Origin of the sequence: Myxococcus sp. CA039A, from assembly GCF_013336645.1 — a bacterium.
In the GTDB taxonomy this organism is placed as follows: Bacteria; Myxococcota; Myxococcia; order Myxococcales; family Myxococcaceae; genus Myxococcus; species Myxococcus llanfairpwllgwyngyllgogerychwyrndrobwllllantysiliogogogochensis.
In genome coordinates, this window is the sequence record NZ_JABUMQ010000095.1 from 23,628 (window position 1) to 32,330 (window position 8,703).

General features: G+C 72.1%; 6 protein-coding genes. 4 read left to right on the top strand and 2 right to left on the bottom strand.

Features of this window, described 5'->3' with window-relative positions; genetic code table 11:
- Positions 1 to 317: 317 nt before the first annotated feature.
- Positions 318 to 1,487 carry a DUF6183 family protein gene (locus tag HR086_RS17680; RefSeq protein ID WP_174466191.1) on the top strand — a complete coding sequence of 390 codons (1,170 nt, stop codon included), beginning with the start codon at positions 318 to 320 and terminating at the stop codon, positions 1,485 to 1,487.
- Here HR086_RS17680 and HR086_RS17685 read toward each other — a convergent pair.
- Positions 1,476 to 1,793 (bottom strand): hypothetical protein, encoded by a 318-nt coding sequence (locus HR086_RS17685; protein ID WP_174466192.1) that lies wholly within the window; start codon positions 1,791 to 1,793, stop codon positions 1,476 to 1,478. The genes HR086_RS17680 and HR086_RS17685 overlap by 12 nt on opposite strands.
- Positions 1,794 to 1,933: 140 nt before the next feature.
- On the opposite strand from HR086_RS17685, the gene HR086_RS17690 reads away from it, so the two are divergent.
- Complete coding sequence (locus tag HR086_RS17690; protein ID WP_141640569.1) at positions 1,934 to 2,554, top strand: DedA family protein; 621 nt, start codon at positions 1,934 to 1,936, stop codon at positions 2,552 to 2,554.
- 68 nt (positions 2,555 to 2,622) lie between these two features.
- Positions 2,623 to 4,782, top strand: coding sequence for a hypothetical protein (locus tag HR086_RS17695; RefSeq protein ID WP_174466193.1), 2,160 nt, complete (start codon positions 2,623 to 2,625; stop codon positions 4,780 to 4,782).
- 1 nt (position 4,783) lies between these two features.
- Here the strand turns inward: HR086_RS17695 and HR086_RS17700 are convergent, their stop codons facing one another.
- Positions 4,784 to 7,927, bottom strand: coding sequence for an ABC transporter substrate-binding protein (locus HR086_RS17700; RefSeq protein ID WP_174466194.1), 3,144 nt, complete (start codon positions 7,925 to 7,927; stop codon positions 4,784 to 4,786).
- Between the two features lie 65 nt (positions 7,928 to 7,992).
- Here HR086_RS17700 and HR086_RS17705 point away from each other — a divergent pair.
- Positions 7,993 to 8,703 (top strand): transglutaminase domain-containing protein (locus tag HR086_RS17705; protein WP_174466195.1); only part of this gene is annotated, 711 nt, incomplete at its 3' end.

The following is an 8,703-nucleotide window of genomic DNA, read 5'->3' on the forward strand; positions in this document are numbered from 1 at the left end:
GAATGAACTCGCGACCAGGCATGCGAGTGCCATGCGGAGGGGGCGCGGTTCGACTCAGGGATGAAGGAGTGCCCCCCGCAACGCATACGGAGGCACGCGTTCAAGCTGGTCGTGACATTCCGCCGAGACCCAGGCTGGTGAGGTGTTCGGGACGGGGCGTGCGCATGCGGGCGCCATGCGCGTGAATGCGCGGGACTCGCCTGCTTGCGAAGCCAGGGCAGGGTGGGTGCCAGTTACCTTGGCCCCACGCCGCGGAGCCCAGCCCGGACTCCGCTTGTCGGTCCACGCCCGCGTTTTTCCTTGTAGGCTTTCCTTCCATGACTTCGACGGTGAGCGCGTTCCTCGACGACATCGACACCCGTGAGGGCTTGAACGAGGCCCGGCTGCGCCTGGAGCGGCTGGGTGAAGAGAGTGCCTGCCCGACGCTGGTGGCTCTCGCGGCCGAACTGGAGGCGCGTCAGGCCTCGACGCCCGTGGACGCGCGGTGGCGGCTGCATGCGCTGTCGGACCACCTCGAAGAGGTGTTGGCCAAGGGCCAGGACGTGGACAGTGCCCTGGCCCTCCTGGAGGTCGCCCGGCAGCCTCGCGCCGCGCGCTTCCAGGGGCGGCAATCCGCCTCACGACGCGAGCAGGACCTGGCGGCGCTGCTGGCCACGCATCGCTCCGCGTCGAGCTTCGTGGAACTCATGTCCCATCGCCAGGGGCCCGAGGACCTCCTCGAGCTGTTCGCCTGCGGCGTGCAGGAGTACGTCATGCGTGGCGCGGACCTGTCGTCGGCGCCGGGGGTGCAAGAACTCCAGGCGGAGCTGACGCGGCGGGAACACCCGCTGGCGGCGCTGCCACCGCGGCGCAATCGCTGGGAGTCCACGCTGGGGCACCTCCTGGGGGCTGACGATGTCGCCTCGGCGGCGGACTCGCTCGCGGAGCTGAGGGCCGCGAAGTCTCGCGAGGACGACGACGACGAATACACCACTCCGAACGTCCGGCTGGTGACGCACGACGAACCCGTGCCCCCGGGGTTCGCGGCCGTCGTCGAGGGCCGTGGTGAGGAGGGCCCTCCCGCTGAAGTCGACCAGCGGGTGCTCCGGTTGCGCCCCGCGCTGCCCAAGGCGCCGGCCGATACCGTGACCTCTCTGCTGGTCGACCTGGACCTGTCGCTCCTGAAGGACGCCACCGCCGTCGTGTGCGAGCGGGCACGGCTGGCCGACGTGGCGGAGGCGCTCTATGCGCTGGCGGTGTCGGGCGCGCGCGGATGGCGGGGCGCGCTGGGCGCGGCGTATGGGCGTCTGGCTTTGTGGCGCACGCTCGAGGGGCTCGGGGGTCTCCCGGCCTCGTGGGCTGGTGATGCCCTGGAGAAGCGCTGGGGCGCCTGTACGTGGTACCAGTTCAATGTGCCCGAGGGCGTGGGCGTCGTCTGTCTTCGCCCCGGAGGGACCTCGCTCGCGCTCCTGGCGGTGCGCGATGCGCCCGAGGACTCAGGCGGCTAGAGCCCTGCGCTTCCACAGGCGGAACGCGCGGTTCGAGGAGCGGCCATCCGGGTCCCTGGGGTGGCGGGGCTCCACGAGGCGCTCCTGCATCAGCTCCGTGGCGATGAAGCCCACCGGGCTGCTGCCGGTCGGGTGGTCCATCTCCCGGCTCTGACGGACGACGTCCTCGAAGAACCGCAGTCCCTCCGCCGAGTCCTCCGCGAACCCCTGGTAGACGAGGAACCGCCACGCCTCCTCGGGGCTTCGGTGGAGGTCGACGGCGTGCAGGGTGGCGGTGAGCCTGTCCCAATAGCGCGGAAGAATCATGGCGGTGGACGCGGAGCATAGCCGACGTCTCCTCGCGTCCGCGCGCCTGTCTCTGTTCACCATCGACCACCCACGCTTTCCCCTTCACGGGTGCTGCCTTATGACGGGTGTCTGGCACCCGGAGGAGGTCGTTCGCGCGGATGGTGGAATACATCGACCAGCTCATCGGAGCGCTCGGCCCCCTGGGGCTGCTGGTGCTGGGGCTGGCGGCGGCGCTGGAGTACGTCGTCCCACCCTTCCCCGGAGACACCATCACCCTGTTGGGCGGCGTGTACGCGGTGCGCGGCGCGCACCCATGGGTGCTCGTCTTCCTCGTGGTGACGGCGGGCAGCGTGGTGGGCGCGGCCATCAACTACATGGTCGGCCACTGGCTGGCGGGGCGCTTCGATGCGCACCCGGGCCGCAGCTACTTCGGCATCACCCACGCCCGCCTGGAGCAAGTGCAGTCCCGGATGCGGCGCAACGGGCCGTGGCTGCTGCTCGCCAACCGCTTCCTTCCAGGCATCCGAGGCCTCATCTTCATCGCCGCGGGCGCCGCGCGCATGCCTCGAGTCAACGCGCTGGGCCTGGGCGCGCTGTCCGCCATGGCGCACACCGGACTGGTGCTCGCGCTGGGCGCCGCGGTGGGCGGAAACCTCGAGAAGTTGTCGGCGTTGATGAGCCGCTACCAGTACGCGGTGCTGGGGCTGGTGGTGGTGGGCGTGGTGGCGGTGCTGGTGCGCATGTTCGCTCGGCGACGCGCGCCCGCCTCCGAGCCCTGAGTCTTCAGTCGGACGGCCTCCCACACCGACATTGCGCGGCCAGGGCCCGGCGCGGTTGAGTCGCCTCCATGGCCTCGCGCATCCATCCAGGGACTTCGTTGCTCGTCGCGCTCGTGTTGTCCGTGGCGGGCTGCCGCTGTGGAGATGACCCGGGCGTGGGCGGTGCGCGCCAGGGCTTCCGTCCCCAGGAGGAACAGGTCGACTTCGGCCGGGTGCTGGAGGGCTCCCTCACGCGTCGTCAGGTGACGGTGCTGGCCACCGGGCGCTCCAGCGTCACCGTGATGGCCTCCTCGGGTTCTCCCTTCTCCGTGGACGTCGCCGAGGTGACGGTGCCGGGCAGTGGCCAGGCCACCGTCGACGTGGACTTCCTCGCGGGCAACGGCGCGGCGCAGGGCACGCTGACGCTGACGGGCGCGGGACGCACGGAGACCGTTCGACTCACGGGCCTGGGGGTGAGGCCGCTCGACTGCGTCCCCTCCAGTCCCTGTCACGAGTCGCGCTTCGACCTGGACTCCGGTGCCTGCGTGGAGCGGCCCCTGGAGGACGGCGCCACCTGCATCCCCACCAGTCGCTGCCAGGCGAACGGCCGCTGCGAGTCGGGCGCGTGCGTGGGCACCCCCCGCTCGTGTGACGACGACAACCCGTGCACGGTGGATGCGTGCTCGCCCACCCTGGGCTGCGTGACGGCGCCCGTCGCATGTCCGGTGCCGAAGAACCCATGCAGGGTGGGCGTGTGCGACCGCGACGACGGCTGCGAGGAAGTGGACGCGGCGGACCTCGTGCCGTGCGGGCCGGTGGACTGCAAGAAGTCCAACCTGTGCTTCGGGGGCTCGTGCAAGGAATTGCCCACGCCGGATGGCATGCTCTGCGCGCCCGCCACCGCATGCCAGGGTGAGGGCACCTGTCAGGATGGCGAGTGTGAGAAGCCCGACGCGGGAGACCTCCCGGTCGACTTCAGCCAGGACCTGGGAGGGGAGCCCATGGGCCAGCCCGCGTTGCTCGTCCAGGAGGGCGCGCTGTTCACCTCGGTGTGCGGGGGTGACGGGGGCTGCCGGCTCGTCTCCTTCACGCACGGCGGTCTGCTGCGCTACGAGTCGCCCTATCCCGACGGTGGCACCCGCACGCTGCTGGCCGCGTCGGATGCGGGCGTGGTGGTGCTCGCCTCGGAAGGACTGGAGTCCTATGCCCCTCGGGGTCCGGGCGCGCGGCAGTGGGAGGCTCCCTGGACGTCGCTGGGCGCGCCCTCGGATGCGGGACCCTGGATGGGGCACGTGGAAGCGGGACAGGTCGCGCTGACACCAGACGGAGACGTGGTTGCTCACGTGGCCTGGGGCCCTGTGCCGGACGCGGGCGCGGATGGCGGAGTGGCACCGCCGCTGGCGCCGGAGGGTGCGCGGTGGGTCTGGCTCGCGGGGCATGAGGATGCGGGTTCAGTGGTGCGCGCGGGGCCCGTGGAGCCCTGGCGCGGTGAGGCGCGGCTCGCGCTCGACGTGGAGGGCTCGGCCTATCGCTACACGGTGGATGGGCGACTGGAGCGCGCGGACTTCGACCTGGACGGTGGCACGGAAGTCATCATCTCCGCGCTCGGCGACGGGGGTGTGCCGGGCGGGCGCGCGTCGCTGGCGGTGGCGGGAGGGACGCTGCTGGTGGGCACTCAGGCCTTCGTGTCCACGGACGGCGGTACGCAGGTGGCGGTGGACTGGGACGCGGGCACGCGGACTTTGACTCCGCTGGCCGAGCCCGCGCTGCTCGCGGCGGAGGGGTCTCCCGGCTACCTGTTCGCCCAGTCCTGCGACCGCGCGGATGGCCTGCCGTGCACGCCCGAGGAGGAGCGCACGGTGCTTCGCGCGGTGGACTCGGCCACGGGACAGATGGCGTGGGAGGTGGACGCGCTGCCCTTCACCGCGCTGCCCGGCTCGCTGCACGACGCGACACTGATTCAGGGCGGCGCGGTGGGGGTGCTCTCGGACGCGACGCGCCCGGATGGGCGGCAGGTGTGGCTCCAGCTCTTCGCGCGAGGACAGAAGCTGCTGATGTGCCCGCTGCCGGGCCGCCCGACGGTGGTGGCGGGGGCGTCCTTCTTCGAGGACAAGCTGCTCGTCGTGCTGGAGCGCGACGGCGTGTGGAAGCTGGAGTCCTACGGCATGGGGCCCGGCATCCAGGTGGATGCGCGCGGCTGGCCCCAGCGACACGGGACGCCGGGAGCGACGCGGCGCGAGTCGCCGTGAATCACTCGGTCGTATTCGGGTCCACCCACAGGTCCTCGTAGCGGACCTGCGGCGGCGTCTGGTGCAGGCGAAGGCCCTGCACCGTGGAGGTGGCCGCCGCGTGCACGCGCTCGTGGTACAGCGGGATGAGCGGACAGTCGTCGCGGAAGAGGTGCTCGGCGCGCACGTAGAGCTGCTGCCGCAGGCCCGGGTCGATGGACACACGTGCCTCGGCGGTGATGCGGTCCAGCTCCGGGTTGCGATAGCCCAGCGGGTACACCGTCTGCGCGCTGGAGTGCAGCAGGAAGTAGAGGAACGTGTCCGGGTCCGGGAAGTCCGCCAGCCACAGCGTGCGGAAGGCCGGCACCTTTCCGTCGCGCAGCCGCGCCGAGTACTCCTCCGGCGCCATCTCCACGTGCTTGAGCTCCAGCAGGCCCGCCTGCAACAAGGGGCGGAAGAGCACCGCGTCCTCGGCGGCAGTGTCCCGGCCCGCGGGGTGGTGCAGGGTGAGCCGCAGCCGCCGCAGGCCCGCGTCGCGCAACAGCTGCTCGGCCAGCGCCACGTCGGGCGCGGGCAGGGGCCCCACCTCCGTGCCGCCGATGAGCTCCGGTGGGGTGAGCGTGCGCGCCACGCGGGCGCCCGGGTGGAACTGCTCCACCGCGCCGACGATGTCCATGCCCGCGCGCAGCGCGCGTCGCACGCGCACGTCGTCGTAGGGCGGCTCGCGCAGGTTGAGGGCCACGAAGGCGGTGGAGGGCGTGGTGCTGGCGAGCACCTGGAAGGACTCCAGGCCCGGCACCTCCACGTGTTCGGCGGAGAGGAAGGACACCAGGTCCGCGGCGCCCTCGCGCAGCCGCGCCACGGCCTCCTGTCGCGAGTTCACCAGTTGGAACTCCAGCCGGTCCAACAGCGGCGTGCCCGCGCGCCAGTAGGACGGGTTGCGCTCCATCACCACGCGCTCCGGCTCCAGGGACATGACGCGGAAGGGCCCGGTGCCCACCAGCCTGCCACTGGAGTCCACCCGCGCCACCGCCGTGGGCGTCAGCGCCATCAGGTGCAGGAAGAACGCCTTGGGCTCGCGCAGGCGGATTTCCAGCGTGGCGTCGTCGAGGGCTTCGATGCCCGACACCTCGCGCGCGAGGCCGGACGTGTACTCGGACGCGCCCTCCACGTCCTCCAGGAGGCTGCGGTCCGGTGAGCGCACCGCCGGGTCCAGCAGGCGCTCCAGGTGGCGCTTCACGTCGCTGGCCGTCAGGAGCGCGCCGTCGTGGAAGGTGACGCCCCGGCGCAGATAGAAGCGATAGCGGCGCGCGGAGGGGTCCGCGTCCCAACGCTCGGCGAGGTCCGGCTCCAGTCCGCCGTCCTCCAGGCGCAGGAGGCTGGAGAAGGCGCACGCGGTCAGCTCCGACAGCTGGTTCTCCACGCTGAACAGCGGGTCCACCGCCTGGCGGTTGCGCAGCGACGCCGCCTGATGCAGCACCACGCGGAGCATGCCGCCCGTGCGCGGCTGGGGCAGCCGGAAGCGGAAGACCTCCGTCTCCAGGCCCAGCGCCTCGTGGCTCAGTTGGTCCACCGTGCGCGTCAGCCCGTCGCCAATGCGGATGACCCGGCGCGCGTCCTCGCGCACCTGCGCCACTTCCTCGCGGATGGACGAGTCCGCCTTGGTGAGCACCACGTTGGCGGTGCGCAGCTCTTCAATCGCCGCGCTCAGGCGCACCACGGACTCCGACAAGTCGCGGCCCGTGCGCGCCTGGTCCTCCGCCTTCTGCGACGCGCCATGGCCCACGCGGGCCATCTCCTGCGTCTGCCGCACCAACTCGCGCGCGTGGCCGGACTGCTCAATGGCCATGCGCGTGACGTCTTCCACGCGGCGGGCCACGCGGCGGCTGGCCTCCACCACCGTGGCGCCCTGGGCCTCCAAGAGCTGCGTCTCCGTCACCGTGGCTTCCACGGCGCTGAAGGTGCGCCGGGTAATCGAGCGAATCTCCACCAGCGCCTCGGACGCGCGGTCTCCCAGGGCCACGCCCGCGGTGGCCTGCTCGCGGCCCTCGTGCACCAGCGCCACGGCCGTCAGCACCGCGTCGCGGACGCCGGACACCATGGCCGCGATTTCGCGCGTGGAGCGCGTGGTGCGCTCGGCCAGGTTGCGAATCTCGTTGGCCACCACGCCGAAGGGCCGGCCATGCACGCCGGCCTGCGCCGCGATGATGGCGGCGTTGAGCGCGAGCAGGTTCGTCTGGTCCGCGATTTCCTGGATGACGTCGACGATGCGGCCGATTTCGGCGGAGCGCGAGCCCAGCGTGCCCATCAGCTCCGCGGCCTTGCGGACCGTCTCCTCCACCCGGTACATGCCCTTGACGCTGTCGGCCACCAGCACTTCGCCGCGCTCGGCCGTCGCCGTCACCGCCAGGGCCAGCTGGTTCGTCTCGCTGGCGCGGCGGCGCACGGAGTCGATGCCGCCCTCGACGAGCGCCACGAAGTCCTCCGCCTCGCTCGCGAAGCGCGCCAGTTCGTCACCCGAGGAGGCGATGTTGGCCAGCCGCTCGCTCATCGCCTGCATCAGCGCGGTGGTGTGATTGGCGAAGTCGTTCACCTGCGACAGCGACTCCACCACCTGCTCCAGCCGCTCGGTCATCTCCAGGAGCGCGCCCGTGGTGTCGACGGCGAACACCTCCAACTGGTGCACCCGCTTGCCCACCACCTGGAGGCTGCCGCCCATGCCGCTGACGGAGTGCAGCGTGCGCTCCACCGCGCCGCCCTGCCGCCGCGCGGCCTCCAGCAGCATGCGGGCCTGCTCGCTCACGTCCGTGCTGGTGCGGTGCAGGTTCGCCGTCACCCGCTGCACCTGCGACAGGGCGCGGCGCAGGGACAGCACCAGGCGGCGCACATCCTCGTGCCCCTCGTACTTGTGCCCGCCCGTCGTGGTGAGGTCGCCCTCCGCCAGCCGGGCCATGACGCGTCGGCGCGCCAGCCGCCGCAGCGCCGCCCAGCGGAACCACGCCAGATACCCGCCCGTCAGGTACAGCGCGGGGGTGGCCAGGAGCAGCGCCAGCCAGGAGGAGGACTCCAGTTGCTGGCCGCTCAACTGAAGGACGCCCCCCAACACGAGCGCGGACAGCAGGCCGGCCGCCAGGCCGAACGCGAAGAGATACCGTTTGGCGCCCATGGACCGACCGAGGCTACCCCGCCTTCTCGCGCCGGTCCTCAAAACGCCGCAGACTGGGGAGCCCCGTGTCCGTCCTGCTCGCCCTCCTTGTCCTCGCTCTCCCAGTGAATCCCGTCAGTCCTGAAAGTGAGGGTGTCGGCGGTCCGCCTCGGAGGGAGGAGGCGCGCTTCGTCTTCTCCTGGCGCGGGGTGCCGGTGGGCACGGTGACGTTGACGCAGGCCGCCGGACGTTTCACGTATCTGAGCCGGCACCTGCACACGCGAGGACGTGAGCACGGGGAGCGTCGGCGCGAGGCGACGCTGGAGGTGGATGCCGCGGGTCGGCTCCCGGGCCGGGCCGTGGTTCCCCAGGCGCTGTGGCTGTGGAGGGGGCCTCCCGCGCCGGGCTGTGTGACGGGGCGCGAGGAGCTGTCTGGCCGCGAGGGCCCGCACTGCGTCACGGGGGGGAGGGCGCCGTGGGTGGAGGGCACGCTGCTCGGAACACCCTTCCGGGCGCGCTACGACGCGGGCGGACGCATGGACGTGCTGGAGGTGGGCGAGTCGCGCTTCACCGTGGCGGCGCCGGGTGAGCGGCTGCGCGCCCCGCCGGACTTCTTCGCGAAGGGGTTGCCGGTGGAAGGCGAGACGGGGGCGCTGGCCCTGGTGCCCCCGCTGGAGGTCCCCTCGACACTGGATGGCATGACGCCCTGGACGGTGGGGGCGGCGCGGGCCCTGTCGGCGAGGGTGCACGCCGCGTTTCCGGAGAAGGGGCCCGGCGCGGCGGACTGGAGCGAGGAC